29 protein-coding genes and 1 pseudogene are annotated in these 26838 nt (G+C 57.1%); 16 read left to right on the plus strand and 14 right to left on the minus strand.

Going from position 1 to position 26838, the window contains the following annotated elements; genetic code table 11:
• Positions 1-94 precede the first annotated feature (94 nt).
• The 5 genes from D8B20_RS19635 (at position 95) to D8B20_RS19655 (ending at position 5076) form a co-directional block, all read left to right on the plus strand.
• Positions 95-1060 carry a LysR family transcriptional regulator gene (locus tag D8B20_RS19635; protein WP_145891457.1) on the plus strand — a complete coding sequence of 322 codons (966 nt, stop codon included), beginning with the start codon at positions 95-97 and terminating at the stop codon, positions 1058-1060.
• A 56-nt stretch (positions 1061-1116) separates the two neighbouring features.
• Positions 1117-2055: a GlxA family transcriptional regulator gene (locus D8B20_RS19640; protein ID WP_145891459.1), complete on the plus strand. Its 939-nt coding sequence runs from the start codon at positions 1117-1119 to the stop codon at positions 2053-2055.
• A 149-nt stretch (positions 2056-2204) separates the two neighbouring features.
• Positions 2205-3020, plus strand: a complete 816-nt coding sequence (locus D8B20_RS19645; RefSeq protein ID WP_145891461.1) for an SDR family NAD(P)-dependent oxidoreductase — start codon at positions 2205-2207, stop codon at positions 3018-3020.
• Positions 3021-3074: 54 nt separating this feature from the next.
• Positions 3075-3836, plus strand: coding sequence for an SDR family oxidoreductase (locus D8B20_RS19650; protein ID WP_145891463.1), 762 nt, complete (start codon positions 3075-3077; stop codon positions 3834-3836).
• Between the two features lie 40 nt (positions 3837-3876).
• Positions 3877-5076 carry an MFS transporter gene (locus D8B20_RS19655; protein ID WP_145891465.1) on the plus strand — a complete coding sequence of 400 codons (1200 nt, stop codon included), beginning with the start codon at positions 3877-3879 and terminating at the stop codon, positions 5074-5076.
• 35 nt (positions 5077-5111) lie between these two features.
• Here D8B20_RS19655 and D8B20_RS19660 read toward each other — a convergent pair whose 3' ends face one another.
• Positions 5112-6002 (minus strand): LysR family transcriptional regulator, encoded by an 891-nt coding sequence (locus D8B20_RS19660; RefSeq protein ID WP_145891467.1) that lies wholly within the window; start codon positions 6000-6002, stop codon positions 5112-5114.
• A gap of 200 nt (positions 6003-6202) precedes the next feature.
• Here D8B20_RS19660 and D8B20_RS19665 point away from each other — a divergent pair, with 200 nt between their 5' ends.
• On the plus strand, positions 6203-7360 hold the full coding sequence (locus D8B20_RS19665) for an MFS transporter (protein WP_145891469.1): 1158 nt from the start codon (positions 6203-6205) through the stop codon (positions 7358-7360).
• Positions 7361-7408: 48 nt separating this feature from the next.
• On the opposite strand, the gene D8B20_RS19670 is transcribed toward D8B20_RS19665, so the two are convergent.
• Both D8B20_RS19670 and D8B20_RS19675 read right to left on the minus strand, forming a co-directional pair.
• On the minus strand, positions 7409-7720 hold the full coding sequence (locus tag D8B20_RS19670; protein WP_145891471.1) for a hypothetical protein: 312 nt from the start codon (positions 7718-7720) through the stop codon (positions 7409-7411).
• Positions 7721-7860: 140 nt separating this feature from the next.
• A complete protein-coding gene (locus D8B20_RS19675) occupies positions 7861-8610 on the minus strand; it encodes an SDR family oxidoreductase (protein WP_145891474.1) in 750 nt (249 codons plus the stop codon).
• Positions 8611-8725: 115 nt separating this feature from the next.
• Between D8B20_RS19675 and D8B20_RS19680 the strand changes: the two genes are divergently transcribed.
• Positions 8726-9646 (plus strand): LysR family transcriptional regulator, encoded by a 921-nt coding sequence (locus D8B20_RS19680; protein ID WP_145891476.1) that lies wholly within the window; start codon positions 8726-8728, stop codon positions 9644-9646.
• A gap of 116 nt (positions 9647-9762) precedes the next feature.
• Here the strand turns inward: D8B20_RS19680 and D8B20_RS19685 are convergent, their stop codons facing one another.
• Together D8B20_RS19685 and D8B20_RS19690 are read right to left on the minus strand one after the other, a co-directional pair.
• Entirely contained in the window at positions 9763-10128 is a 366-nt protein-coding gene (locus D8B20_RS19685; RefSeq protein ID WP_145891478.1) for an NUDIX hydrolase, read from the minus strand.
• On the minus strand, positions 10125-10715 hold the full coding sequence (locus tag D8B20_RS19690) for an NUDIX hydrolase (RefSeq protein WP_145891480.1): 591 nt from the start codon (positions 10713-10715) through the stop codon (positions 10125-10127). Before D8B20_RS19690 ends, D8B20_RS19685 begins: the two co-directional genes overlap by 4 nt.
• Before the next feature lie 78 nt (positions 10716-10793).
• Here D8B20_RS19690 and D8B20_RS19695 point away from each other — a divergent pair, with 78 nt between their 5' ends.
• Positions 10794-11543, plus strand: a complete 750-nt coding sequence (locus D8B20_RS19695) for a DeoR/GlpR family DNA-binding transcription regulator (RefSeq protein WP_145891482.1) — start codon at positions 10794-10796, stop codon at positions 11541-11543.
• A gap of 234 nt (positions 11544-11777) precedes the next feature.
• Here D8B20_RS19695 and D8B20_RS19700 read toward each other — a convergent pair whose 3' ends face one another.
• Both D8B20_RS19700 and D8B20_RS19705 read right to left on the minus strand, forming a co-directional pair.
• Entirely contained in the window at positions 11778-11954 is a 177-nt protein-coding gene (locus D8B20_RS19700) for a type II toxin-antitoxin system MqsA family antitoxin (protein ID WP_145891484.1), read from the minus strand.
• Between the two features lie 263 nt (positions 11955-12217).
• Positions 12218-12787 carry a DUF4142 domain-containing protein gene (locus D8B20_RS19705; RefSeq protein ID WP_145891485.1) on the minus strand — a complete coding sequence of 190 codons (570 nt, stop codon included), beginning with the start codon at positions 12785-12787 and terminating at the stop codon, positions 12218-12220.
• Between the two features lie 519 nt (positions 12788-13306).
• Between D8B20_RS19705 and D8B20_RS19710 the strand changes: the two genes are divergently transcribed.
• Positions 13307-13519, plus strand: a complete 213-nt coding sequence (locus D8B20_RS19710) for a hypothetical protein (RefSeq protein WP_145891486.1) — start codon at positions 13307-13309, stop codon at positions 13517-13519.
• Positions 13520-13740: 221 nt separating this feature from the next.
• Here the strand turns inward: D8B20_RS19710 and arsC are convergent, their stop codons facing one another.
• Both arsC and D8B20_RS19720 read right to left on the minus strand, forming a co-directional pair.
• On the minus strand, positions 13741-14169 hold the full coding sequence (gene arsC / locus D8B20_RS19715; protein ID WP_145891488.1) for a glutaredoxin-dependent arsenate reductase: 429 nt from the start codon (positions 14167-14169) through the stop codon (positions 13741-13743).
• A gap of 237 nt (positions 14170-14406) precedes the next feature.
• Entirely contained in the window at positions 14407-14823 is a 417-nt protein-coding gene (locus D8B20_RS19720; RefSeq protein ID WP_145891490.1) for a RidA family protein, read from the minus strand.
• Positions 14824-14971: 148 nt separating this feature from the next.
• On the opposite strand from D8B20_RS19720, the gene D8B20_RS19725 reads away from it, so the two are divergent.
• Both D8B20_RS19725 and D8B20_RS19730 read left to right on the plus strand, forming a co-directional pair.
• On the plus strand, positions 14972-15595 hold the full coding sequence (locus D8B20_RS19725; RefSeq protein WP_145891492.1) for a TetR/AcrR family transcriptional regulator: 624 nt from the start codon (positions 14972-14974) through the stop codon (positions 15593-15595).
• A gap of 118 nt (positions 15596-15713) precedes the next feature.
• Positions 15714-16352: a glutathione S-transferase family protein gene (locus D8B20_RS19730; protein WP_145891494.1), complete on the plus strand. Its 639-nt coding sequence runs from the start codon at positions 15714-15716 to the stop codon at positions 16350-16352.
• Between the two features lie 1375 nt (positions 16353-17727).
• On the opposite strand, the gene D8B20_RS19740 is transcribed toward D8B20_RS19730, so the two are convergent.
• A complete protein-coding gene (locus D8B20_RS19740; protein WP_145891496.1) occupies positions 17728-18876 on the minus strand; it encodes an MFS transporter in 1149 nt (382 codons plus the stop codon).
• A 195-nt stretch (positions 18877-19071) separates the two neighbouring features.
• Between D8B20_RS19740 and D8B20_RS19745 the strand changes: the two genes are divergently transcribed.
• Positions 19072-19566, plus strand: coding sequence for a MarR family winged helix-turn-helix transcriptional regulator (locus D8B20_RS19745; protein ID WP_145891498.1), 495 nt, complete (start codon positions 19072-19074; stop codon positions 19564-19566).
• Between the two features lie 771 nt (positions 19567-20337).
• Positions 20338-21876 (plus strand): methyl-accepting chemotaxis protein, encoded by a 1539-nt coding sequence (locus D8B20_RS19750; RefSeq protein WP_145891500.1) that lies wholly within the window; start codon positions 20338-20340, stop codon positions 21874-21876.
• Positions 21877-22142: 266 nt separating this feature from the next.
• Here the strand turns inward: D8B20_RS19750 and D8B20_RS19755 are convergent, their stop codons facing one another.
• Positions 22143-22412, minus strand: a complete 270-nt coding sequence (locus tag D8B20_RS19755; protein WP_186454448.1) for a hypothetical protein — start codon at positions 22410-22412, stop codon at positions 22143-22145.
• A gap of 206 nt (positions 22413-22618) precedes the next feature.
• Here D8B20_RS19755 and D8B20_RS19760 point away from each other — a divergent pair, with 206 nt between their 5' ends.
• The 3 genes from D8B20_RS19760 to D8B20_RS19770 all read left to right on the plus strand — a co-directional run bounded on the left by D8B20_RS19760 (position 22619) and on the right by D8B20_RS19770 (position 24780).
• Positions 22619-23239, plus strand: a complete 621-nt coding sequence (locus tag D8B20_RS19760) for a protein phosphatase CheZ (protein WP_145891502.1) — start codon at positions 22619-22621, stop codon at positions 23237-23239.
• 294 nt (positions 23240-23533) lie between these two features.
• Positions 23534-24382 carry an alpha/beta hydrolase gene (locus D8B20_RS19765; RefSeq protein WP_315901179.1) on the plus strand — a complete coding sequence of 283 codons (849 nt, stop codon included), beginning with the start codon at positions 23534-23536 and terminating at the stop codon, positions 24380-24382.
• The gene (locus D8B20_RS19770) at positions 24379-24780 is read left to right on the plus strand and encodes a VOC family protein (protein ID WP_145891504.1); all 402 of its coding nucleotides are present in this window, start codon (positions 24379-24381) and stop codon (positions 24778-24780) included. Before D8B20_RS19765 ends, D8B20_RS19770 begins: the two co-directional genes overlap by 4 nt.
• A 62-nt stretch (positions 24781-24842) precedes the next feature.
• On the opposite strand, the pseudogene D8B20_RS19775 reads toward D8B20_RS19770, so the two are convergent.
• The 3 genes and pseudogenes from D8B20_RS19775 to D8B20_RS19785 form a co-directional block, all read right to left on the minus strand.
• Positions 24843-25137: pseudogene (locus D8B20_RS19775) on the minus strand (chorismate mutase).
• A 298-nt stretch (positions 25138-25435) separates the two neighbouring features.
• Positions 25436-25663: an Imm74 family immunity protein gene (locus D8B20_RS19780; RefSeq protein WP_145891506.1), complete on the minus strand. Its 228-nt coding sequence runs from the start codon at positions 25661-25663 to the stop codon at positions 25436-25438.
• Position 25664: 1 nt separating this feature from the next.
• Positions 25665-26828, minus strand: coding sequence for a PAAR domain-containing protein (locus tag D8B20_RS19785; RefSeq protein WP_145891508.1), 1164 nt, complete (start codon positions 26826-26828; stop codon positions 25665-25667).
• Between the last annotated feature and the right edge of the window lie 10 nt (positions 26829-26838).

Below are 26838 nucleotides of genomic sequence, written 5' to 3' on the forward strand. Positions count from 1 at the left end.
AGGGGCGATTCACTGGCCCGGCCGCGCATGCCGTCTACCGGACAGTGCATTCATCCGGCCTGGCAGCACGGCCAGTTATGTCTCTGGAGCCTGCATGATTCGTCTTGAAGATGTTACGTTGTTTGTCCGTGCGGCGGCACTGGGCAGTTTTTCCCGCGCCGCCCGCGAGGCCGATATTCTGCCGGGCCAGGTCAGCGCGGCCGTTAACCGGCTGGAGCGGGATCTGAACAAACGCCTGTTTGCCCGTTCAACGCGCAGCCTGCGCCTGACAGCAGAAGGCGAAACCTGGCTGCCCTATGCCCAGGAGATGCTGAACATTCTGCACGCCGGAACGGAGCGACTGCAGGGCAGCGAAGATGAAATTCAGGGCGAGCTGAAAATTGCCCTGCCGTCAGATATCGGACGCAACGTCCTGCTGCCGGTGATCACCGCCTTTTGCCAGAAGCATCCCAAAATTTCGCTGCGGATTTTTATTTCCGATAACATCAGCGATGTCTTTCGCGATCCGGTCGATATCGCTATTCGCTACGGCGCCCTCACGGACAGCAGTTACGTGGCACTGCCGCTGGCTGAGGATAACCGCCGCGTGCTGGCCGCATCACCGGCTTACCTGCAACAGCATGGCCGCCCGCAGCGGCTGGACGATCTGCTTGCCCATCACTGCCTGCTCTACACGCTGCACGGTCACGCCTATGACAAATGGTCCTTTCCGGAAAACGGCGTGAAGCGCCAGCTTACCGTCAGCAGCCGCATGCTGTGCGACGATGCCGATCTGGCGCACCGCTGGGCGGTGGCGGGCATGGGTATCACCTATAAATCCTGGATTGACGTCAGCGCGGATGTTTTGGCCGGTCGGCTGGAAATTCTGCTGCCGCAGCATCCGGGTGAGGCCACGCCGCTTAACCTGATCTGTCCGCACCGTAAACAGTTTTCACCGGCGATTCGTGAATTGCACGCACAGCTGCGCGAGCATCTCACCGCCATTACCGCCCTGCTGCGCACGCACCCGGCTTGTGTACCGGCGAGCCTGCCGGCAGAGCCCGCAAACCAGAGCGCCTGACAGTTACCGTTAGCTGCCCGTCGTGCACTGCCGCCGGGTTCAGACAGGAGAAAACGATGCACCGGGTTGGCCTTTTGATTTCTGATTGTTTTCAGGTGCTGGGGCTCTCCACGCTCAGTATTTTCGAATTTGCTAATCAGGTGGCTGGCGAGCCCTTTTATGCCTGCACGGTCTATTCCGAACATGGCGGCGCGGTGAAATCCTCGTATGGATTTGGCGTGGACAGCCAGCCGCTGGACGCAGAACTGGCCATCGACACCTGGCTGGTGGCGGGCGTACTGACGCCGCTTGAACTGCCTGCCACGCCGGGCGTTGTGGACTTTCTGCAAACGCACGCAGGCAAGGCCCGCCGCATTGCCGGCATCTGTACCGGCGCTTTTGTGCTGGGACAGGCGGGTTTGCTGGATGATCGGCGCGCCACGACGCACTGGATGCATGCCCTGAGCCTGAAATCGCTAAACCCGTCAACGCGGGTGGAAGAGGACCGCATTTTTATCATTGACGATCGCATCTGGACCTCCGCCGGCTTGACAGCCGGACTGGATATGGCGCTGGGCATGGTAGAAAAGGATCTTGGCGCAGAGGTGGCGCGCAGCGTCGCGCATCTGCTGGTGATGCACCATCGCCGCTCCGGCGGTCAGACACAGCACTCTGAAATGCTGATGCTTTCCCCGCGCAGCGATCGCCTGCAGTCGGCGCTGGAGTATGCGCGCAAAAACCTGAGTAAACCGCTCACCATTGAAGATATCGCCGATGCCGTGCACGTCAGCGCTCGTCAGCTGAGCCGCCTGTTTCGTGCAGAAACCGGCAAATCACCGGCCCGGGCGATAGAAGGATTGCGGCTGGAGAATGCCCGCCTGCTGATCGAGCAGAGCCGGTTATCAATGGAGGTGATCGCACGCGAATCGGGCTTCCGCGACCGTCGCCACATGCGCGAGGTGTTTATCCGCGGCTACGGGATCCCGCCGCAGTCGCTGCGCAGCGGTAAAGTGTAGCGCCCGCCCTTCTGTCGACCCGTTGCTCATCATGACGTCCCGATTCCGGACGTCATGATGTCCGAAAACACGACCTTCAATGTCAGTCCGCCACGCGTCAGACTGCGTATCCTGAATTCACCAACCCGATAACAGACAAGGTGAATATCATGACGCAGCACACTTCTTCTCATCGCGGCACCGCCGTCGTCACCGGCGCCTCTACCGGCATGGGCGCACTGTACGCCGGCCGTCTGGCCCGCATGGGCTATGACCTGATTATCATTGCACGCAACCACAACCGCCTGAATCAGCTGGCTGAACATATCACGACCGACAGCGGACGCAACGTGGAAGTGGTGGCAGCAGACCTGGCCGATCCCGCACAACTGGCTGCGCTGGAACAGAAACTGCAGCAGGATGCCAGCATCACGCTGCTGGTGAATAACGCCGGTATGGGTACGCATACGCCGCTGCTGCAAAGCAGCGCGGCGCAGATGACAACGATGATTGCCCTGAATGTCGTCGCGCTGACCCGGCTGACCTACGCCGTTGTGCCTGGCATGGTGGCACGCGGTCAGGGCGCGATCATCAACATCGCGTCGATTGTCAGCATTGCGCCTGAACTGCTGAACGGCGTGTACGGCGGCAGCAAAGCCTACGTGCTGGCCTTCAGTCAGTCACTGCATCATGAGCTGGCGGATAAAGGCATTCAGGTGCAGGCAGTGCTGCCCGGTGCCACCGCCACGCCTTTCTGGGATAACGGTGGCCTGCCTGTGAGCCAGCTGGACCCGAAAATTGTCATGAGCGCACAGCAGATGGTGGATGCCGCCCTCACCGGTTTTGCCCGCGGCGAACGGGTCACCATTCCTTCCCTGCACGATGAAACCCTGTGGGACCGCTATGAACAGGCGCGTCAGGCCATGATTCCGCATCTGGGCAGCGATGCCCCGGCAGAACGTTATCAGACCGCTGCGGTGCACTGATCGCCAGCGCAGTCCTGCACATCAATCCGTATTTCATTCTGAAGGAGCAAGACCATGAAACTGACACAAAACACCATTTTTATTACCGGCGGTACCTCTGGCATTGGCCGCGCAATGGCGGAAAAATTCCACCAGCTGGGCAATCAGGTGATCATTTCCGGTCGCCGCGAAGCCCTGCTGAAAGCGGTGACGACCGCTAACCCAGGCATGGATTATGTCGTGCTGGATGTGACCCGCGCTGACAGCATTCAGGCGGCGGCGCAGGACGTACTGCAGCGTTACCCGGCACTCAACGTGGTGATCAACAATGCCGGTATCATGCCGTTCGATCATGCCGACGCTGGACTGGATGACGAACAGGCCGTTACGTTGCTGAATACCAATATTCTCGGCCCGGTGCGCGTTAGCGCCGCCTTTATTACACACCTGAAGCAGCAGCCGGATGCGGTGCTGATCAACAACAGTTCGGTGCTGGCATTCCTGCCGCTCGCCAGCAACGCGCTCTATTCAGCCACCAAAGCCGCCATTCACTCGTACACCCTGTCGCAGCGCTTCCTGTTGCGGGATACCCCGGTGAAAGTGATTGAGATTGCGCCACCCTGGGTAGATACCGACCTGATTTACAAAAGTGGCGACCCGCGCGCCATGCCGCTGGATGACTTTATCCGCGAAACCTTTGACAAGCTGGCGACCGACACCCTCGAAGCCATTGTCGACCGCGTGCTGCCCATCCGCGACAACCCCGGTATGAACGAGCATACGCTGGTTAATCAGTTCAACCAGTCCGTTGCCGATAATCCCATCCCCGTGCAGTGACTCATCAGGGGCGTCACGCCCCTTTTTCCGGAGCACAATCATGAATAACCCGCTGTCGTCTGCCTCCCGCCGCGCCCTGCGCGCGTTAAGTATCGCTTACTTTGTTCAGGCCACCGGCGCGCTCTGCGTGGCGGGCAGCCTGCCGGCCATTTCAGCAGCCTGGCATCTGTCTGACGCCCAGAGCGCACGCTTATTAAGCCTGTTTGGTTTGACCTTCGCGCTGGCTGCCCCGCTGGTACAGGTGTTTTTTGGTCACCATCGCCGCCGCCAGCTGGTGCTGACCGGCATGGTGCTGTTTGGTCTGGGTGCTTTTGCCTTCGCCCTTGCCCCTGCTTACCCTGGCCTGATTGCCGCCCGGGTGATCATGGGTATCGGGGCCGGTTTTATCGGCCCGGTGCTGGTGGCGCTGGGTGCGGAACTGGTGCAGGAACCGCAGCGCGGCCAGGCGATTGCGCGGGTGCTGCTGGGCGTTTCACTGGCCAGCCTGGCGGGCATCCCGCTGGCGGCGTGGATCGCCAGCCTGTGGGGCGCGAAGGCGCTGTTTGCCCTGACAGGGGGCGTCAGTCTGTTAAGCGGACTGCATATTTTGCTGACGGTACCCGCTAATGGCGCCGGTCAGCGCATTCGTTTCACAGAGTTGACGCAGGTGCTGCGTGAAGGCCAATACCTGACCGCGTTTCTGGTGGTGTTTTTCATTACCTCCGGCGTCTATAGCTTTTATGCCTTTATTGCGCCGGTGGTACGCGATACCTATGCGGGCGGCAGCCACGCTGTCTCTTCTGCGCTGGCGGTGCTGGGCGTGGCCGGCGTGCTGAGAAATCTCACTGTGTCACGCGTTGCGGTCCGCTACTCTGCCGAAAAACTGCTGATGGCCGGCATGATGCTGCTGCTCGCGGACATGCTGTTGCTGGTGTTGCTGCCGGCCTTGCTGGGCGGGTTGCTGGTTGCGCTGCTGTTCTGGGCGTTTGCCACCGATCTGCTGTGGCCGAGCCAGCAGCGCCGAATCGTGGAGATCGCTTCTGCCAGGCATCGCGGCATTGCGCTGGCGCTGACCAGCGCCTTTATGTTCGCTGGCATTGGTTTCGGCTCTGCCGTCGCCTCATGGATCTATCCGCTGATGGGCTTTAACGGCCTGATCGCCGTGTCCGCGCTGTTTATTCTGCTGGCGTTACTCAGCCTGCGCGCATCGGAACAGCGGAGAAAACCCGCCGCCGCCGCATGCTGCCGCGGTGAAGCGTAACCGCCCGGCAGGCGCGTTTCTGCGTCAGAGATGCGCTACGGCCGTGCCAGCTCTGCCTGCCGGGACCCGAACAGCGCAATCAGATGATCGGCCAGCGCCCGCACCCGCCGCGAGCCGGCCAGGTCGGAATGCATGACCAGCCATAACGGCTGGTCAGCAGCGATATCCGGCTGAAGGCAGTGCAGCCCCTGCGACCTGGCCATAAAATGCGGCAGCACGCCCAGCCCGAGGCCGGCCGCCACCGCCGAAACCTGGGCCACCAGCGTGTTGGCCTCTATCCGGCAGGGCCGGCCGCGCAGCAAACGCGCTACCGCTTGCGCAGCAGGCAGATGCTGGTGCGAGTCCGGCCAGCCAATCAGCGGCGCCGCTGCCCGCCCGGCGTCGCCGTCAGCCCGGTAGCGGGCGGCAACCTCTGCGGAGCCATAAAGACCAAAACCCACCGTGCCAAGGCGTTTCAGCGTCAGATTGCCGCTTTCCGGTTTGACCATGCGAATGGCTAAATCCGCATCGCGGCGATGCAGATTAACGGACGGCACCCCGCTGACCACCTCAACCCGCAGGTTCGGGTGCTGCTGCAGAAAATCTGGCAGTGCCGGCAGGATCACCTGCGCGGCCAGATTGTCCGAGGTCGCCAGCCGGACAAGGCCGGAAACCTGTCCCTGCTGCGCGGCGCGCACGCCAAACGCCAGACCGGCGTATTCCAGCGCCTCGGCGCGCTCCAGCAAGGCTTCACCGTCATCGGTCAGGCGATAGCCGCTCTGATGCCGGCTGAACAACGGCACTGCCAGCGCCTGCTCCAGCCGATCGAGCCGCCGCGACACGGTGGCTACTCCCAGCCCCAGCGCGTCTGCGGCGCCGCTGAGGGTGCCAGCTCGCGCGATAGCCAGAAAAATCCGCGTGTCGTCCCAGTTAAAATTCATGTCCATGCTTTTTCCGTTTCTGGAAAACAGCCCTCCGTTTTGCTGGCTGTTTTATCAAACCTGACGGGATGATACTGCAGCCTCTGCCGCCATGAAAAGCCACCCGTCGTCAGGCCGTTTTGACCTGAGGTGACCACTGGCTTCGCGCGGCGTTCCCGTCGGAGCATGCACGCTCCGGGTTTAAGCGACTTACAGGACAGTAAAAAATGAATAACACGGCCCTCTCTGCAGACCAGCCGCGCGGACGCGCCTGGCTTGCCACAGGCGCACTGGGCATCAGTGCGTTTGCCATCGTTACCAGCGAACTTGCCCCGGTTGGCATGCTGCAGGCGCTGGCGCAGACGTTCCAGCAAACGGCGGCGCAGACCGGCCAGGTGGTGACCGTTTACGGCTGGGTGGCGGCACTGGCCGCCCTGCTCTCCGTGGCATTGCCGGCCCGCATTTCGCGTAAAACGCTGCTGGTCACGCTGATGCTGCTGCTTGCGCTTGCCAGCCTGGCTGCCGCGCAGGCACCGGGATTCCCGCTGTTTATGGCGGCGCGGCTGGCAGGGGCCATCGCGCATGGCGTCTTCTGGGCGTTGATTGGCAGCGTTGCCGTACAGCTGGTGCCGGCAGAGAAGCTGGGGCGCGCCACTGCCGTGATCTTCGGCGGCGTGTCAGCCGCCAGCGTGCTGGGCGTGCCGCTGGCGAGCTATCTTGCGGCGGTTACCGGCTGGCGCGAGGCTTTTACGGTTATTTCGCTGCTGGCACTCGTGACTGCCTGCGCCTTACTGCGCACGTTGCCGGCGCTGGCACTTTCTGCTGCACAGCCGCTGCGCAGCTGCGGCCATCTGCTGAAAAACCCGCGTCTGCTGACGGTGTACGCTGCGACAGCCTGCATCATCTCCGCGCATTTTGCCGCCTTTACCTATGTCGAGCCGCTACTGCGGGACGTGCGGCACGTACCGGCAGCGATGATTGCCGCACTGCTGCTGGTTTCCGGGTTGGCGGGTCTGGCCGGGAACGTTATCGCTGGCAGGCTGATTGACCGTCATCTTAAACCGCTGGTCTGTTTTGCGCTGCTGACGGGTGCCGCGGCGCTGGGCACGCTGGCACTGAGTTTCGCCATGCCGCTGTGGCTGACAGGGGCACTGCTGGCAGTGTGGAGGGCGGGCATGGCCATTGTCTTCGTTGGCCTGCAGACCCTGCTGCTGCGCCGCGCAGGCGCGCAGACCGCGGCGGCTTCCGCGCTGTATGTTGCGGTGTTTAATGCGGCGATCGGCAGCGGTGCGCTGGTCGGAGGCGTATTGTTAACCATGACCGGGTTACCGCACATGGTGCTGCTGGCAGCCGTAATCATTGCCGCGGCGATCGCACTGCTGTAGACACTGCCCAGGCGGAAAAGCCGGTGCGCGAGTGCACCGGCTGAACGCTTACAGCGGCACGACAGCCGCAACCTCATGCTGAAACACATAGGGATCGGACAGCAGCGCAAAGGCCTCGTCATCCGGGTAGGTGACTGCGACGTGATACGCTTCACCGGCAAAGGCTTTGACGGCATCCAGATCCTGCCAGTAGGTGGCGAGGAAAAAGTGTTCGCGATCCGCCTGCGTTTCGCGACGGACAAAAGCCCCGCGATTACCGGCGACGGTACGCGCATGCTGTACCCCGGTTTTTTCCAGATGGCGGGCAAATCCTTCTGCATGCTGCAGCGGCACGCAACCGTGCCAGGTCCTTACGATCATGTGCTTTCCTCTCAGTTCAGACAGATTAACGCCCCCGGGCATGCCGGAGAGGCACGATCGGTGGCGCAGTAGTTGACCACCGATAATGCCGATCTGCGCCGGTGACGCAAAGCTGAACCGCAGAAAAGTTTGTCATCCGGTTATATTTGCGCCAGGCCGCCATCGACATAAATTTCTGCCGCGTTGATGAAACTGGCATCGTCCGAGGCGAGAAAAACCACCGTCTTGCCGACTTCTTCGGGCTCACCCAGCCGCCCCAGCGGCACGCCCGCCGCCAGCGCATCAAACAGCCCCTGACGCTGTTCTTCCGGCACCAGTCCACCCAATCCGGGTGTGCGAACCGGTCCCGGGCTAACCACATTGATGCGGATGCCGCGCCCTTTTAAATCCAGCGCCCACGAGCGCACCAGGCTGCGCACTGCCGCCTTGCTGGCGCTGTAAACGCTGAAACTGCCTTCCCCTTTCACCGCTGCGGTAGAACCGGTAAGAATCACGGAGGCGCCGGTGCTGAGCAGCGGCAGCGCCTTCTGTACGGTGAACAACACACCGCGCACATTGGTGCCAAAAATCCGGTCGAAATGCGCCTCCGTAATCGCCCCCAGCGGCAGCATGTCTCCGCCACCCGCATTGGCGAACAGCACATCAAGCCGGCCAGATTCACTGCTGATACGGGCATAAACCTCATCAAGATCGCTTAATACCGATGCATCCGCCCGGATGCCGGTTGCCGACGGGCCAATCAGCGCAACCGCCGCATCCAATTCTTCCTGACGACGGCCGGTGATCCAGACCTTCGCCCCCTGCGCGGCCAGTGCCTGTGCGGACGCCAGACCAATACCGGAACTGCCGCCTGTGACTAATGCGATTTTGTCTGCAAGTTTGTTACCCATGATATTGCTCCTGAATTCACTGGCGACAACGGATGTTGTCGCGATGCAAAGAGCATATCGACGCCAAACGCCTTTCAAAATAGAATGATTTGAAACTCATCATTGCAGATTTGAAATGAAGAAATTGCCTGATTTTGAAGGACTGGCGATGTTTGCCCGGGTAGCGGAAGAGGGTTCTTTCGCCGCAGCGGCCCGGGTAATGGGCGTATCCGTGCCGACGGTGTCGCGTGCGATTGCACGACTGGAGGAACGGCTGGGCGGGCGGCTGCTGAACCGGACCTCGCGGCAGATTGCATTGACTGAGTTTGGTCAAAGTCTGGCGACGAAAGCCTCAGCGATCTATCGCCAGGCTGAAGAGGCAGAAAGCGCCGCGTCTGAACTGGCGGTGCAGCCCCGCGGCCAGGTGCGTCTGGCGGTGCCCATGGCGTTTGGTTTACGCTGGATCGCGCCGCTGCTGCCACAGCTGCTGCGCCAGTTTCCGGCGCTGAGCATTGATTTGCACCTTTCTGATGCGCCCACCGACCTGATTGCCGACGGCTTCGACGCTGCGCTGCGTATCGCCGCCCTGCCCGACTCCTCGCTGGTGGCGCGCAGGATCTGCGCCGTGACGCAGTTTCTGGTGGCTTCACCCGCCTATCTGCAGGCCCATGGCCTGCCTGAACATCCGCGCGACCTGGCGGCGCATCCCTGCTTCAGCTATGCCTACCGCGCCCGCAGTCAGGTCTGGCGCTTTACGCACGCTTCCGGTGAGCAGGAGGACGTGATGCCAGCTGGCCCGCTGCGGGTAACCAACTCCGACGCGCTGCTGCCCTCTCTGCTGGCGGGAATGGGGATTGCCGAGCTGCCGGAGTTTATTGCCGCGGAATACCTGCGCGATGGCCGGCTGGTGCAGGTGCTGGATGGCTGGTCAATGACGCAGGGTGGACTGTATTTTGTGACACCAACGGCGCGCAGTCGTCCGCTGAAGGTAAGCGTGCTATCAGATTTCTTTGCCAGCCAACTCAGCCAGCCCGTGTGGCGCTGGCCTGAACGGTAAGGTAATAGGTGACAGCCGTCTGGCACGCTGGCGGCCGCTGCGCAGCACGCCGCCAGACGCCGGCCGGAAAAAGCGCTGCGTCCTTCGCCCTTCAGCCCGGCGGCTTGCTGATAGCTTCAGACCGGCGGACTGACTTCCGGAACGGCATCAATGTGCTGGAAGATTTCCAGCCCCAGCTGCTGGCCGAGAGCCACATCGTTATCCGCCCCACCAGAGGCGCCGGGCAGGCGCAGTATCGCATCACAGCTGTGGATCAACCGGTGCGCTACCGGATACAGATAGCGCTCACTGATGGCATCACCGATGCACGCAGAGCCGGCGGCGCTGGCAATCGGCAGCGCCAGCCATTCACCCACGACCGGCGTATGCCCTTTGTGGTAAACCTGTAACGCCATCTGATTGAGCGCCTGCAGGTTTGCCGCAATACGCGTCTGGTCGCCCTGCGTGCCGCTGCGCACCGGTCCGGCAATGAGAATCATCATGCGGCGTTCTCCTGAAATGGCCCATGCAGGGCAAGGTACTGCAACAGCATAATGGTTTTAGCATCCATGATTTCACCGCGGGTGACAGCAGCCAGCGCCCGTGACATTGGCCACTCCAGCACCTGAATATCTTCGCCCTCTTCCGCCAGCCCACCGCCGTCGCTGCAGCGATCCGCATCGGTGTATTCTGCGATGAAAAAGTAAAGTTTTTCGGTTACCGACCCCGGACTCATGTAGGCTTCCATCACTTTTTCGATCCGGCTGACGCGAAAACCGGTCTCTTCTTCCGCCTCTGCCACGATGCGCGCCTCCGGTGAGGCGTTATCCAGCAGGCCGGCGGCCGCCTCGATCAGATAACCGTGATGGCCGTTGATGAACACCGGCAACCGGAACTGCCGGGTCAAGACCACGCTGCGCTTATCGCGGTTATACAGCAGAACGACCGCGCCATTGCCCCGGTCATAGGCCTCGCGCTGCTGCTCCTGCCACGAGCCATCGCTGCGCTGTAACTCAAAGGTATATTTTTTCAGGGTGTACCAGTTATCGGATAACAGCTGCTCACGAATATTACGAACGTTAGCTTGCATAGTGCGCTCCTGTGGATGACAGCAGGCACCGTATCATGCATAATCGTGCACATTCAAGAAAAAATAAGGATGCTTTTTATGCTCTCTGTCCAGCGAAAACAGCAGATACTCGCCCTGCTGGCCGCCGAGAATCAGGTGATGTCGCGCGAACTCAGCCAGCGATTTGGCGTCTCCGAAGACTCAATACGCCGCGATTTACGTGAGTTAGCGGCAGAAGGCTTGCTGCAGCGCGTGCATGGCGGCGCCCTGCCGGTCTCGGCGGCCATTGCACCGTTTGAAACACGCAAAAACGTGCAAATCAGTTCCAAGCAGGCGATTGCCCGCAAAGCCGTGCAGCTGATCCAGCCCGGGCAGGTGGTGATTCTGGACGGCGGCACCACGACCACGGAACTGGTGCGCGCGCTGCCAGCAGATCTGGCTTTTACGGTGATTACCCATAGTCCCGGCATTGCAGTGGCGCTGGTGGATTTTCCGCAGGTGGAGGTAATTATGCTGGGCGGCCAGCTTTACCGGCATTCGGTGGTCAATGTGGGTGCGACGGTGCTGCAGGCTGTCGCGCTCATCAATGCCGATCTGTTTTTTATGGGCGTGACCGGCGTCCACAAAACGGCTGGCCTGACGACCGGCAACTATGAAGAAGCGGGCGTGAAACGGGCACTGGCAGCCCGCGCCGCAGAAACGGTGGTGATGGTTTCCCGCGAGAAACTTAACTCTGCTTCCGCGTTTGCCATTGGGGATTTATCGCTGGCCAGCACACTGATTGTCGATGGCGAGCCGGACAGCGCCATGCGCGAGGCGCTGCAGCAGCAGCAGGTAGCGCTGCTGTAAGGCGAGGCGGCTGGGTTTTTGTTGAACATGTGACAAGGCGCGCAGCAGGCAGGAACGATCATTGCGTCTCCCGGCGGGCACGACAGGAAAAACGCAGAGAGAAGTTTACTGCATAACCGTTGCTCAGCTGGCCGGGCAACGCTTGTATCCACAACCGGCGATGGCGGGCCATGCCGGAAAGCAAACAGCCCGCATGACGCGGACCGTTATCTTGTGCTCAGGGGGTGCCTTTACTTACTCCAGCTTATCCAGCCGTTCCAGCATGGCGTCAGCGTCTGCCAGGTTTAAAAGCACCTCACCGCAGGTCAGGCAATGACTGCCCTGCACTGCCGGCACCACATCGCCCGTCTCCAGCTCAACGTCGCGCTTACCGTAAACAAAACCCTCGTTACCACATTCCGGACATTTCATGCTGCTGCTCCCCTGCCTTGGTGTATCGCTAAGCGTAGCTGACAGAACAGAAGCCATGCGGCAGCGCCACGGTTATTTCTTTTCGGCCTGTACGGATACCCGCGTTGTACCGACATAAAAAACCCGCTGCGGGAGCGGCCATATACGCGGCAAAAGGGATCGTCAGGCAGGGCATTTTATTTTGTCGTGCTGGAACCAGGGCTGTTCAGAATGCAGGGCGCGGTGCCCACCGAACAACCTTGATGTTCGATCGCGAAAGCAGGTTACATCGACATCGCCTGCGCGGACTTCAGATGCTGCTCCACAACTGGAGTATGCGCATCGGCCAGCGCCTTCACGTCGGGATCCTTGATCTTTTTGGCATCGCTCTGCAGCGTTGACAGCACCATCTTGTGATCCTTCGTGCCGGCGTTTTCCATGTACATCTTGTCAAAGGCTTTGCCGCTCTGTTTTTCCAGTCTGGCCGCCACGCCTTTGTGTTTAGCGTCTGGCTCAGTCGGTAATTTCACGCCTTTTTGCTGCGCGACCGTCTGCACTTTTGTCAGGGCTGCGCCATGGTCATCAACCATTTTCTGAGCGAAGGCTTTAACTTCGTCGCTGCTCGCTTTGCTGAGCGCGATCTTCGCCGCCGCGATTTCATTGATATTGGCCTGCGCCATGTCCTTCAGTGCTTTCTCATCGCCGGCGCTGAGTTTGGTGCCGGATGCGCTCTGCCCTGCACTGCTGCTTTGCGCAGGGCTCGCTGGCGTCTGAGCCTGCACGCCAACACTGCTGCACATCGCGACGACAGCGGATATGGCCAGCAGCCCTTTCAGTGTTTTACTTTTTTGCATGTTGTTCTCCGAAAATAATCAATGAGGCGAATTTCAGGTAATACACCCTGCGCAGCCTCGCAGGAAAATGACACGTGCAAGGGTCAGTATAGTCGCGCTGTTATTGCTCAGCATTTTTAATTATTTTCTCTGCACAAATATGTGCAGAGAAAATAAAGCCAGCCACCTGATGCTGATGATATACGAAGCGGTAAATCGCCTTTAATCAGCAGCCATAACGCCGCGTAATCCATAGAAAATAAAGGATAAACCGCTTCCGTACGCCAGCGATTACGAATAAAACGTTCGTCGCGGAAAAATTTAACAAACTTTTAATTTCAAAAGGTTATTGTTTTTTATTACAATCACTCGCTGCCAGAAAGTCGTGATTTCGTCACAGCAGCGCTTTGTGTGATATACAGATCTGGCAGACACGCTGCGGCTGCGCTTTAATTTTTGCGCGCTGCCAGTGATATTCGTAACGGGGCATGAAACCGGTGCTGGCTGACATAATGTGAATATGGAGAGTGAGGAGGCGCAATGAATATCGGGTCTTCACAAACGATGGAAGAAATTAATCTGGTCATCGGGCGGGCAATATCCAGCCTGATTTCATCCGGTATAGAGGTTGAAAAAAGCAGCATTCTGGCGCAACTGCGGCAGTCTGAAGAACAGGCAGTTGACGGTATGAAAATGATTTATGCGCAGGCCATTCGTCTGGTAACTGAGGATCAACCCTGGGCGCGTGACTAAGCGACTCAAGCGGATGCTGCGCCTGCACGGCCCGCTCCTGACGGAAATGGGTCTGCTTTCCCGGTCGAGAGGTTATGCAGTCAAAGAAGATCAGCTGAGCGTTACCTCCGGCCCGCTGCCAGGTGCGGTTGATCCACCCGTGGCGGTGCTGATGAAATCAGCCGCAGGAAGGCTGCTGAAATCGGAAAGCATAACGCAGCAGCGGGCCATTCCAGAGAGCCTCAGGTACGGATCCGCCTGCCCTGCTCATCCACGACCTGTTCGCCGTCCTCTTTGGTAAAGGCTTCACGTTGCGGATTCGGCAGAATATCCAGAACCGTTTCGGACGGACGACATAGCCTGGTACCCAGCGGCGTGACCACTATCGGCCGGTTAATCAGAATCGGATACATCAGCATCATATCCAGCAACGCCTCATCGCTGAACTGCGCTTCGGCAAGGCGGAGTTTTTCATATGGCGGCGTGTTTTTGCGCAGCAGGTCACGCACGCTGATGCCCATATCCGCAATCAGCTTTTGTAATTCGTCACGTGCCGGCGGCGTTTCCAGATAGCGAATGACCGCCGGTTCTGTGCCGCTGTTGCGAATCAGCGCCAGCGTATTACGCGACGTGCCACAATCCGGGTTGTGATAAATAGTGATGTCAGTCATTCACGTGATTCCGTTAAGGAGCTTCACTTTCGGCTCCGGCTTAAAGGTAGAGTGCCAGCGGCTTTGATAACCGCACGCCGGCCCCGGCGTTGCCATGGACGCACGCTCCGCTGACTTCTCAGCGCTTAGATGTCCGCATGCTGGAAGAAGAGTCATTCCTGCGGCTTTCTGTCGCGGCTGATACAGAGCAACGCGGCTGGTGAAAAGTGCTGATGTCACCCCCTGCTGCCTGCGATGTCAGGCGTTTTCAGCCTGCTGCACAACCGGCGGAATCCGGGCAATCACCTTGATTTCAAAATCAAATCCCGCCAGCCAGTTCACGCCCACCGCCGTCCAGTTCGGATAAGGAGGCGCCGGGAAAATGGCCTGCTTAATCTGCATAATGGTCGGAAACTGCTTTTCCGGGTCAGTGTGAAAGGTAGTAACATCAAGCAGATCGTCAAACGTACAGCCTGCGGCTGCAAGCGTGGCTGCCAGATTATCAAAAGCGAGTTGTACCTGCGCGGCAAAATCTGGTTCTGGTGTGCCGTCTGCGCGACTGCCAACCTGGCCTGAAACGAATAACATATCACCGGAGCGGATGGCTGCGGAATAGCCGTGCTGTTCATAAAGGGCATGGCGGTTAGCGGGGAAAACAGGTTCGCGTGAGATCATGATATTTCCTCTGTTCAGTAAGCCACTGCGTGATGGGGTGTACGCTGCGGAGAATCCGATTTCACATACACAGCGTATGTGAAATTAATATCACATACGCTGTGTATTTCAAATGACATTTCCTGTGCAGGATGAAAAAGGAGAGAGTATGGCTGTCACACGCCGCGCTGAAACAATGGAACAGAACCGCGCCCGATTAATAAGTGCAGCGCGAAAAGCCTTTGCCGAACACGGCTTTGCTTCTGTCTCTATGGATGAACTGACCGCCAGCATAGGCCTGACCCGGGGCGCGCTTTATCACAACTTTGGCGATAAAAAAGGATTGCTTGCTGCGGTTGTAGCGCAGGTAGATGGCGAAATGGCGCAGCGCGCCAAAGCCGCCGCGGCGACCGCCACAGACGACTGGGAAAAATTACTGGCTGAAGGTGTGGCTTATATCAGGATGGCGCTGGATCCAGAAGTGCGCCGCATTGTCCTGCTTGATGGCCCGGCTTTCCTGGGCGATCCGGCACACTGGCCCAGCCAGAATAGCTGTCAGGAAGCCACCCGTCAGACGGTTGTGCGGCTGATAGAAAAAGGGGTGTTTAAAGCGGTGGACGCAGATGCGGCGGCCTATCTGTTAAACAGCGCCGCGCTGAATTCCGCCCTGTGGATTGCAGCCAGTGCGGATCCGCAGCGCGCCTTGCCCAGAATAATTGAGGCATTCACGCAGTTAGCATCCGGCTTGCGTGAGAACACCATTCAGGCGTTGATGGGTGATATAGCTGAATAGTTCAGAAAACCGGCACATACGCTGAGCAGTTAAACTCACCGGCATCGGCCAGATGCAGTCAGGGCCAGAAATCAAGGTGCCTTCAGATGCTTGCGGGCACTCAAAACAGGAGTCAGATGTGCTGACAATATGGGGAAGAAAAACGTCATCAAACGTGCAGGCCCTGATGTGGTGTGTCGGGGAACTGGGGCTGGACTACCAGCGTCACGATATTGGTCATAAATATGGCGGGACAGATTCGGCTGCCTTTTATGCGCTAAACCCGAATCGTACTATCCCGGTATTACAGGATGGTTCCAATCCACCGCTGTGGGAAACAGGCGCTATTTTACGTTATCTCGCAACCCGGTACGGGCCTGACAGCTTCTGGCCTGCAGAACTGTTAGCGAGAACCGACGTTGACCGCTGGGCAGAGTGGTCAAAGCTCAATATTGCGCAGGCTTTTACTGCGCCTGTGTTCTGGCGGGTGGTACGCACGCCGGCAGACAAACGAGACGCTGACGCCATAAATGCAGCGGTGCATTTCTTTGAAGCGAAGCTGCAGATTGCCGCGGCGCGTCTGGCAAAGCACGCGTATTTAGCGGGCGATACGTTTACGCTGGCAGATATCCAGTTTGGCCATGTTCTGTACCGATACTATGACATCGCGATCAACCGCCAGTCGCTTCCGCAGGTACAGGCGTATTATCACCGTCTCACCGCCCGCCCGGCTTTCCGGGAACATGTCATGGTCTCTTATGATGAGCTCAGGGCATAAGCGCCGGCAGCCTGAAAACCTGCTTGGCCACCTCAGTTAAAACCCATTAGCGCAGCGGAGGACAGGCGCAAAATTTACCGCAGGGTGTTATCCCCGGTAACGGCTGATACTGCAGAGAAAGCGCTGATTAAAATGCGATGATGAGGACTTTACGCAGCGAGCTATCGCGAGACAGGAAAAGGATTATCGCATCCACTCAAAAAGGCAATATGAAAAAACCTTTTTGACCGAATCCTGCCTGAATACCTCTTCAGCTCCGGTTATACGTCTGCTACAGGCTATTGCTGACCTCGGTTATGTATGCGTCCGCTTTGTGCCAGATGCGGACACAAAAATTTCCCGATGGTAATGATTGATAAACCCATTATTTCGTAGATGCCAGCCTTAAAATTTGCATTCTCAAGATGATGAACATTAAAGTTGCTCAAATAGATTATAGGTAAAATCAAGGAATCAGTTATGGCCCGCCGAAGGGAATTAAAAGGCATAGCAAATGCTATTAATGAGAGTTTCATAAGTAGAAACAACGACTTCAAAGGATACTGGACTATTGGCCAGCTTAAATCACTCGCTCTTGATAACGGCATTACCTCAATGACTTTTCCTCTTATGCTATCCAGGGCTAATTCCACATCTGGACTACAAGGTTACACGGTTTGTTACTACGCTAACATGCTCAAATTATTGTTAATAAAACAGAAGTTACCTAACCATTGGGTGAGTAACGCTGTCATTAAGATTGACTTTAATCCTAAGGTGGAACTGGCACGACTACACAAATGCACCGCCTCAGGCGAACCTTTTCAGTGCACCTGTCTGATAACGAGTGATACCGGTCAAGATTACACGTCGATAATCTATGAACGTTGCTGGCCACATGCTGCTGCGAAAGAGTTTAAATCGACCCGAAATTCATCCTGAAGTGAGTCCGTTTAACGTCCGCTCCTCGCTCATAGCGGACATCGGCCTGTAACCAATACTGAGTAGCGGAAACGGGCCTTACCCGCGAAATCAACTCATTAATCAGGACACCCGGTTCGCATTCCAGGCCTTCATGGCGAAAGTGACCGCAGCATCCAGTTCTTCGCCTGTGGCTCCATCACGCGCTTCGGTTGAAAGCCCTGTCTCAAAGCTGTGTAAATAGCTGGCGAGGACTGCTGCATCCATTTCTGCTGCCAGTTCACCTGATTCTATCGCCCGACGGACACACCCGAGGAAACCTTCACGGATACGGGCGCGTTGCGCGCGAAAACCCACGCTTTCAGGCCTGGGGGCAAGGCATTCCCCAGCGCCAGGCAAAAAGGAGAGTGCCCGGCCTTAACCGGGCGCGTTTGCGCAGTCATTTCTGATAACAGGTGCGCCGCTTTTACTGACGTCAGGTCTGCGGTCTGAACCGCAGTGCCATAAGCATTAACAGCAACACGCCGCCACTCATTATTCCCCAGGCACCTGAGAGCGTGTCGGTATGATCGCGAACAAGGCCGGCAATTAACGGCATAAATGCCGCCAGCAGATAGCCGCCGCCCTGCACAAACGAGAGCAGAGAAGCCGCCTCTTCCGCCTGCGATGCGTGATCCAGCGTGACAATCAGCGACAGCGGAAACAAGGCGCCAATTCCCAGCCCCAGCAGCACAGTCGGCAGCCACGCCTGCGCGCCGCCCAGGACGATCAGACTCACCAACCCCAGCAGAACCAGTGTCAGCACCACCAGAAGCGGATAGCGACGATCGCGAAAACGGTGGATCAGCGCCGCCAGCATGAATCCGGCCAGCACCTCTGTCAGCGTTAAGGCTGCCAGCACGTAGCCACTTTGTGCCGGCAGCCAGCCGTGCTGTTGGTAGTAAGGTGGCAGCCATGCCAGCACAAGCGTATAAGCACCGGTGCCGATACCAAAGAAAATCATCAATAACCAGGCACGTCGCGCAGGCAGTGCACGTGGCGGGCGAACGTGTGGCCGGCAAGCGTCACCAGGCTGGGTCAACCACCAAAACAGCAGGGCAATCGCTGCGGGAATAGCCGGCATGGCCAGCGTCAGGGCTAATCCGTGACGGTTCGCCAGCGGCGCGGCACTGGCTGCAGCAATGGCCGCACCGGCCATGATGCCGGTCGTGTACAACGCCATTAAGGTACCCGCTCTGGTACCGAAATATCGTTTAATCTGCGCCGGCATCAGCGCCTGAATCACGCCAATCCCTGCGCCTGCCAGCAGCGCGCTGATGATTAATGCGGTAGCAGAATGCGTAACGCCGCGCCCGACGCTCGCCAGCACCAGCAGTGACAAGCCGATAGCAATACCTTTCACTTCCCCCAGCGTGCGCTGCAGCAGCGGGCCGGCCAGTGCGGAAAGCCCCATCATTGCCACCGGCAGTGCAGTTAACAGACTCAGTTGTGTCGCAGTGAGGGTCGCGTTGTGCTGCAGCAACGGAAATAACGGCCCTAATGCCGCCACAGAGGGTCGCAGATTAAGGGCGATGAGAAAAATCAGTAACGAAAACACGCCAGCTGCCGGTAAAGTGCGGTTCACAGGTCACTCCTTATGTGCAAAAAAGTATCTTAACATTAAGATACTTTTCGGGGTGGTTATAGCCCCCAGGCACAAATGAACACATTCAGAACAAGGGCAGGCAGAGGGATTGACACTTTTTGGTCCGCTGCCTGGAGATAAAACCGGTCAGACACAGCAGGCAGGCTCAACACCTGCGGCCAGAGGGGAGAGAAGTTGGCAGATCATATTGATTATGTGATTAAGCAGTGGGCGCAGGGGATGCCAGCGCTGGATGCGTCATCCATGGCCATTTTTGGACGTATGCTGCGTATTATGAAAAATCTGGCGAAAACGCGCGCTGACGCGCTGGCTGCTTTTGGCTTTCGGGAAGGCGAATTTGATGTGCTGGCGACCCTCCGCCGTGCCGGATCGCCCTACTGCCTCTCGCCCACTGAGCTTTATCAGTCACTGCTGGTCACATCCGGCGCCATGACCAACCGCCTCAACCATTTACAAGAGGCTGGCCTGATTAAGCGCGTTGCCGATCCTGCAGACAAGCGCAGCATGCGGGTGGCGCTGACCGATAGCGGAAGGGAAAAAATTGAGCAGGCACTTAACATACACACCGAGACGCAAAACGGACTGCTGGCTGCACTGGATGCCACGCAAAAGCAGCAGCTCGAAACCCTGCTCAGCCAGCTGCTTATTGCCAGCGAAACAGATCGGTAAACTTTCCCCTGTTTCTGCAGGCCTGCGGTCATCGCTTTTCTGGCGGCCTGCCTGAGCGCCTGCGCCAGAAGGCCGCTTTTGCCGTCGGCTCAGCGCGTCCTCCTCGCCGCAGAACGGTTTTCTTCTGAATGCCTGGCTGCGCCGGGCGGCCTTACCGCTGCGCAGTCAGCAAGGGTAGAAGCCTCTGAGCCCCCCACCTGACAGCAAAGCAGTGCGATTTGCTGCTGCGGCTTGAGGCAGTCATGCCGATTCCGCTCCCCGCCCGCCCTTTCCCGCCCGGCTGGCGCTCATCGCGGTAGCAAAAGGCATACATTTGCCGCGCCACTGTCGGAAGCAGGAAGGTTGCGGATGCCAGCAGCCGTGCAGAAATAACAGAGAAGTGGCGCTGATGTGCAGACCGGCACAGGTTTAGGCGCAATAATTATACGGTTAATCCATCCTTATACTTCACAGACTTAACCGTATTCAGCGCTCTGTTCTTTTCGTCAGCAGGTAAGCTTTTCCGGCCGATAAGGCAAGCGCCCTTCACTGGCTTGCTTTCTTTTCGTAACCCCCATCTGCCTAAGCGCAACGCTATAAAATCGGCATGGCGGGCTATCGCCGGCTTAAAACTGAGGTAAATCAATAATAAGAAAACTTCATTAACAAAACGCTGAATTCACCATTAAAACAGATAAATATTTCTGACCATTTTTATCCTGTCACTGTAAAGGAAGATTTCAGATAGCCGATAAATGTGAGGTATCTTAATTCTACTGCCGGGTTACCCTCATGACGATTCTCAAAAAACTGACGTTTGTTTTTGCCTTTACGTTAATGGCACTGCTTTTCCTGGGCGTTATCAGCATTCGATCGCTGGGCAGCGCCCAGGACAGGTTCGATTATGTCACCACCAACTCCCTGCCCAGCATCAATAAAATTGGTGAAATATCTCAGCTGCGTGAAGAGGCAAGACGGCAGATATTGATGGGACTGCTGGTGACGAATAAAGATGTTTTTTATCAGCACCTGGCAACCGCAAAGGGATATTTAACCAAAACCGGTGAAGCGCTGGATTATTATAAATCGCATCTGATATCGAATGAGCAGGATGCGCAGTTAATCAATCAAACCATTCAGGACTTCAATATCTATCTTGAAAAAGTAAACAAGATGGTGAAAGTTTATGAAACCAACGGACTGGATGCCGCCAGAGAGATGGTGTCCGATCGGGGAGAGACGGCGGAATCCTCCGTGGTTGTAAGCCAGAAACTCAAAGAGCTGCTGGCGTACAATTATAATATTGCTCAGCAATTCTCAGAAACTAACCATGCCCAGTATTTGCACACGCTGTGGTTTTTGGGTGTCATTATTGTGGTTGCTGTCATTCTGACGGCCGCGTTCTCCTATTCCATTCTCAGCTACATCAAAAAAGGCCTGCAAAACCTGCAGGGCAGTATGAAAGCCATTGAGGAAACGCTGGATCTGACGCTGCGGGTGAACCTGAAGAAAAAGGATGAACTGGGCGCAACCGCCGGCAGTTTTAATGCGCTGGTGGAGAAGTTCCGGGACGTTCTCGCCAGCGTCAGAGACGCCAGTAAAGAGGTGGATACCGCGTCTGATGAAATCGCCCACAGCAATGACGATCTTTCATCGCGTACGGAGTCTCAGGCCTCTTCCCTGGAGCAGACCGCTGCCAGTATGAATCAGCTCTCTGCCACCGTGAAACACAATATGGATAACGCGACAGACGCCAATAATTTCATCGGTAAAGTACAGACCATCGTCAATGACAGCAACCGGGAACTGAACGAATTAAAAGGCTCGATTAACGATATATCTGCCTCTTCAAACAAAATTTCCGAAATTATCTCAATTATTGACGGGATTGCTTTCCAGACCAACATACTGGCGCTGAACGCAGCCGTTGAAGCGGCACGCGCCGGCGAACAGGGTAAAGGCTTTGCGGTGGTTGCCGGTGAGGTGCGTTCACTATCGCAGCGTTCTTCGGTTGCCGCGCAGGATATCCGCGGTTTGATTGAGGAAGCGATCAAGAATGTGGACAGAGGCGTGGTATACGCGGCCAATGTCACCACGCGGATGAATGAAGCCCTGGCGGTGGTTGACGAAACCACACAGCTGATCAATCAGGTTAGCAACTCCTCCAAAGAGCAGAGTTATGGTATCGATCAGGTCAATACCGCGGTTAATCAGATGGAAAGCAATCTGCAGCAAAATGCCGCGATGGTTGAGCAGATGTCGGCCGCAGCCAATTCACTGAGTCAGCAAGCCGGTAAACTGCTGGCAGAAGTCAGCTGTTTCAAACTTTAACCCGTCATCCTGCCGGTCCGGGCCAGAAAGCCATCTGCGGGTGTCACTTTCTGGCCTCACGGTTTCTTTGTGAACGTTCACCTTAACGTCAGCCACAAGCTGCTGACGCGCATCACGCACAGTGCCGCTTTACGCATTACCGGGGGGAATACTGTGCGGGTGCCGGTTGTCATCCCTGACAGTTTCTCCGGCCGGGACAGCGCAGCGCGTGCCCGATATGAGGCTGGCTTATCTTCGTCGTCTTCCGGCCGGAGCCGGACTACGTCCTAATTGTGTTTACTCTCGTCGTCCGGGCTCGCCATCATCACCAGATGAAGATCCGCTTTGTTACCCACCATGCCGGGGCGTCTGAACGTTTTCAGCCATTGACTGACCTCAGAAATCTCTTCGGTCCGGGCATCGCTCAGTGCGTCTTCGGCCATCTGGTTTAACTCCCCTATCAGGGATTCAACGCTGATGGCCTCTCCGGCAACGGCAAGATGAAAAGCTGCTTCTCCGATGATAACGTTGTGCTTATCGTCGTCGTGGTAAGACACTTAAAAGCCTCCTTTACGCGTCAATGACAACCTCACTAATGACTGTAGACCCGATACGCCTGAAAAGCCTCACCGGCTACCGGTGAGTTCACTGTTCAGAGGCTGCACCCTGCTGATAGCACAGCGAAAGTACGGGAAATTTAAAAACCGCCGTCCTCTGCCGATAACATCAGATAGCGACATCCCGTACACAGGAGAGACCCTACATGTCATTACCCGATACCCACAGTGGGCAGCAGGAGATCCGCGAGATCACCGTGCGCACTGGCTCCATACTGCGGACGCTGCGCGACAGTCTGCAACAGCTGGGGCTTGATAAAACCATCGCCGATGTCGCAGGCAGCATTCCGGACGCCCGGGAGCGACTGGGTTATGTGGTCACCCTCACCCGGGAAGCTGCGAATGGCGTGATTAACAGCGTGGAAATGACCCAGCCGATGCAAACCCTGCTGGCAGAGAAAGCAGGCGGGTTAACGCAACGCTGGGATGCCACCAGCGCGCAGCCATTAGATGAAGGGCAAACCCGTGAGTTAGCGGCAGATACCCTGGCCTGGCTGGATGATGTACCCCGAATCACCGAACTGACACGCCAGCAGCTGCACGCCATTATGATGGCGCAGGGATTCCAGGATCTGACCGGACAAATCGTGCAGCGCATGATGGCGGTGCTGAATCAGGTTGAGAAGCAGTTAATACAGGTACTGCGCGACAGCGCGGCCGGACCGGGTCACCGGGAGACGGCAGCGCCACCGCAGGCGCCCTGCGCCGCAGAACAAGCCGCCACTCAGGATGACGTGGACGATCTGCTGGCGAGCCTGGGCATCTGATTTCCGCGGCCACTTCACTGACCACCGGGCAGCAGGCAGGCTGACAACAGCGCCCTGCTGTCCGGCTTTTAGGGAGGATGCCTGACGGCAGTCAATATCGGTTAAGCCGTATACGGATTTACGCGCCGCGGCGTTCTCAGTCACGAAATGGCAAACCTTGTCCCGCCTGAACAGGCGGAATACCCATGAATGTATAAAGCAATGTTGCCTTCGCTTTCATCATTCCGCAGGCTAACGGCATGGCGCAACGATCGGCCATGACTCCCCTTCTTACCTGTGCAGCCGTTATCCCGCATGCAGATATTCCCTGTTGCGGATGACGGCTTTTTGCCTGCGCGGTTTCCCCCTCCGGCGCTGAATGAAAATGGTATATTTCCAGCTTTCCGGTATGGAGATGCTTTTCAGATGAACGGGATCAGGCCAGAAACCTTCGCGCTTATCAACGCCGGCAGACGTTTCGCAGTGACGGTATTACGGGTTGAGGGCGCCACTCAATGCGTTCTTTTTGCCCCCGGGCGTGGCGGCGATCCCGTCCGGCATATGGCCTTTCTGCAAAGCCTTGCCGCCCGGGGCATATCCGTTGTTGCGCCACATTTTGCGTTATTAACCTCGCCTTTTCCTGCCGGGGCTGAGCTGCTGGAACGGGTGCAACGCCTTCATCTGGCGGCAGAAACGTTTTGCACGGACGGTATATCTGTTTCCGGTGTCGGGCATTCGCTGGGCGCGGTAATATTGCTGATCTACGCTGGCGCGATAGCCACTACCCGTGCCAGAGATGCGGTGTCGTTTGAAGGCCCAACCCTGCTTGAGCGACTGGTACTTTTAGCACCTCCCGCCGATTTTTTTCACGCTCCACACGCTTTAACGGCCTTAAATACCCCCCTGCAGATGTGGGCAGGTGATAAAGATGTCATCACTCCGCCTGCCCAGGCGAGGTTTCTCCAGGCGGCAGTAGCCGATCGCGTTTGCGCAGAATTACACATCGTTGAGAACGCGGGCCACTTTACTTTTATGAATACGCTCCCTCCACAGGTGACCGACCCTCACCCCTCCCGCAACGATTTCCTGCAAGCACTGGCAGAAAACGTCTCTCAGTTCCTGTTACTGTCTTGTGAGACTGAATACACACGGAGCAAAAAATGAGAACGCAAAAGCGATGTATGGGATATGTCGCGATCGTGGTCGACGATTACGATCGCGCGATTGAGTACTACACCGATAAGCTGGGCTTTGTCCTGGTCGAGGATACGCCGCAGCCGGGCAAGCGCTGGGTCGTGGTGACGCCGAACCTGGAGAGTGACTGTCATCTTCTTCTGGCTCGCGCGTCTGACGAGCAACAGCAAGGATTTATCGGCAACCAGTGCGGCGGAAGGGTTTTCCTGTTTCTGCAAACCGACGACTTCTGGCGCGACTACCACGCCATGCAGGCAAAGGGCGTCCGTTTCTGCGAAGCGCCACGCCAGGAGGAATACGGGTTAGTGGTGGTATTTGAGGACATGTATGGTAACCGCTGGGACCTCTACCAGAATGCACAATCATAATCTGCCCGCTGCGCACCTCCGTTAAACGCCGGTTTCACGCGGGTTTTTGGTAGCGCAGGCTGTCAGTTTTTACGCTGTTGCGCTTGTTGATGCTGATTGAGTTCATAGTCGATAAATGCCGCGATCATGCTGCGATAAACTTTCTCAATAATGTCTTCAGGAAGGCCTTCTTCACCGGCGCGCGCGGACTTTAGCAATCACCTGCTCCACGCGCGCAGGTGCACGCACAGCGTGACAGTCGGTTTTAAACGCAGCAGCGGCTTTAACGCACGCTGCCCGCTGCGCAATAAGTTTGACCAGCTCGCGATCAATGTGATCGATACGGTCTCTGACTTCTTCAATACCGGAAAAGCACATACACTGAACCCTCAGACTAGTACACGAGTCCACAGGATACCGTAAATATTGTCTGATGCCAGCTTTAGAAGCTGAGAAAGGCCCGGATCAGGCAAGGCATTGCAGAAATCCGCTTCTCGCTCATAGCGGTTGATTTAATCTGAGTCCGCTTTGTGTCAAAAGCGGACATTGCTTGCATCATGATAGGTTAGTTTACGGGGGCAGGCCAGAACGGCAATGCCCCCCTTTCCGTCTGCCTGAATGCTGTGGCGGGAGTGAGATGTGAAAGTGATTAGCAGGTCACCTTCCCGGTACAGATTTAAACAAATTTCAGGACCATATGAGATCCTTGGGTTTTTTTGATTGCTTCATCGATATAATGCTGGCGGACGGCATCAGTTACGGGTTCACTTTCATAGGGGGGTTCAAACTGTTTCATGGTGTTTTTATCAGCCACAAAACCGCCTACGACCATCTCACCCTCTGCCTTGATTTTTCTGCCGTCGATATCGAGCATCACATACGAACTGGTGCCTGTAATTTTCATATCAGTTTTCCCTTACAAAAATGACTTTTTCCGTTTGTGATACCGGATCGATTGTTGTGATTTTCGTCACATTATCATTGCCCATCAAGCGCGGTAGCTCAACGTTTTCCCATATATTCCCTTCACGCAGCGACTGTCCTACTACGGCTCTGACTTCTCCTAATACCTGTTTTGCATAAGATGCGGAGACGTCCTCCCAGGCCTTGATACTCTGCGGGTTATCGAAATCCCATTCAGGCATTTTAATGTTTTTATCTTTGATTGTGGATTCGAGCGTGACACCGCCCCGGGACTTCGCGATGACTTCTGCGACATCGGGGCCGCCGACACCTTCAGTGCGTCCTGACCAGAAAAAGGCACTGTTCGGATCGGTGGCCAGTTGGGGTTCTATTTCTTTAAGGTTGATGAGGCTCCTGGGCGTGTTACGCCACGCATTGAAGGCAGCGCCTCCTTTTACGCCGGCAAGGCCGCCTGCAAACGCAACGCCCAGCGAAAGCCACTTCTGACCGTCAGAACCTTCTCCCCATAATTTCCCGCCAATGTAAGAGCCACCATAGCCTCCTCCCAAGCCTCCCGCAAAACCCAATAGGGCTATCGTCGGCCCCGCCAGAACGGCCGTGGCCGCCAGGCCTACGCCCAGTAGTACTCTGTCCACCCAGTCCGGGACTTCCGGACTGATTTCATCAGTCTGTATTTTGCTACCACCAACAATGACGTTGGGAGAGCCGCCGCTGATGATACCACTGCATGTCAGGCGATCCCCCGTCCTGGCAGCGGGTAGTCCGTTTATATAGACGCGTGAAGACCCTTCGGCTACCCGCTGCAAGGCTGGGCCGTGCTCGCCACAGTCACCTACAGATATATGCGCCATCACCGCCGGCCTTCCGTTGATGAACACGTTTGATGAGCCGATGACCAGATGGCCACTTTCGTAGTGGGGGGCCCAGGACATGCTGCCCAGAACTTCTCCCAGCCCGCCGCCGCCAGCTGCACTGGCGACCGTAGCGGCCAGGACTACCGTTCCGACGCCTCCCGTGGCCAGCGTGAACGCCGCACCGGCAATGGCCCCGCCTATCAGTCCGAGCACCAGCCAGCCTTTAGAGGCGGAATGTTCTATGCCGTCTCCCACGCGTGCAGCGGAAAAGGTTTCAGCGGCCACACTCATTTTTCATTCA

Source organism: Candidatus Pantoea soli, assembly GCF_007833795.1.
GTDB classification, from domain to species: Bacteria; Pseudomonadota; Gammaproteobacteria; order Enterobacterales; family Enterobacteriaceae; genus Pantoea; species Pantoea soli.